Raw genomic sequence first — 802 nt, forward strand, 5'->3', positions numbered from 1 at the left:
CAATTAATCCAACCCCAGCTGGTGAAGGCAAGTCAACGGTGACAGTCGGGTTAGCTGATGCCTTAAACGAAATTGGTCAGCAGACAATGGTCGCCCTGCGTGAGCCTTCTTTGGGACCTGTGATGGGACTCAAAGGTGGTGCAACTGGTGGCGGCTATGCCCAAGTTGTGCCCATGGCTGATATTAACTTGCACTTTACGGGTGATTTTCATGCCTTGACGAGTGCCCACAATACGCTGGCAGCCGTGATCGATAATAGTATTTATCAGGGAAATCCGTTGCACATTGACCCACGCCGGTTACTTTGGAAGCGTGCTTTGGATGTTAATGATCGTGCTTTGCGTCACGTGACAATTGGCTTGGGTGGCCCAACTTCAGGGGTACCGCGTGAAGATGGCTTTGATATCACGGTGGCGTCTGAATTGATGGCAATTTTGACGTTGTCGCACGACCTGATGGACATGAAAGCACGTATTGAACGCATCGTCATTGGGTATACGTATGAGAAGGAACCGGTAACGGTTAAGGATTTGGGCGTGGCTGGCGCTTTGACAACCTTATTGAAGGATGCCATTAAGCCTAATTTGGTCCAGACGTTGGCTCACACGCCAGCTTTAATTCATGGTGGGCCATTTGCCAACATTGCCCAAGGTACCAACTCAATTCGTGCAACTAAGACGGCGCTACAATTAGCAGACTTTGTTGTGACTGAAGCTGGATTTGGGGCTGATTTGGGTGGTGAAAAGTTCTTAGACTTTAAGACACCATTGCTTGGCAAGCATCCCGATGTCATTGTGGTTGT

The 802-nt window shown here is 49.1% G+C and carries 1 protein-coding gene; it reads left to right on the forward strand.

Features of this window, described 5'->3' with window-relative positions; all coding sequences use genetic code 11:
• Positions 1-802 (forward strand): formate--tetrahydrofolate ligase (locus WEIDD23_RS10205; RefSeq protein ID WP_156469629.1); only part of this gene is annotated, 802 nt, incomplete at both ends.

Source organism: Weissella sp. DD23 (assembly GCF_001579105.1).
GTDB classification, from domain to species: Bacteria; Bacillota; Bacilli; order Lactobacillales; family Lactobacillaceae; genus Weissella; species Weissella cibaria.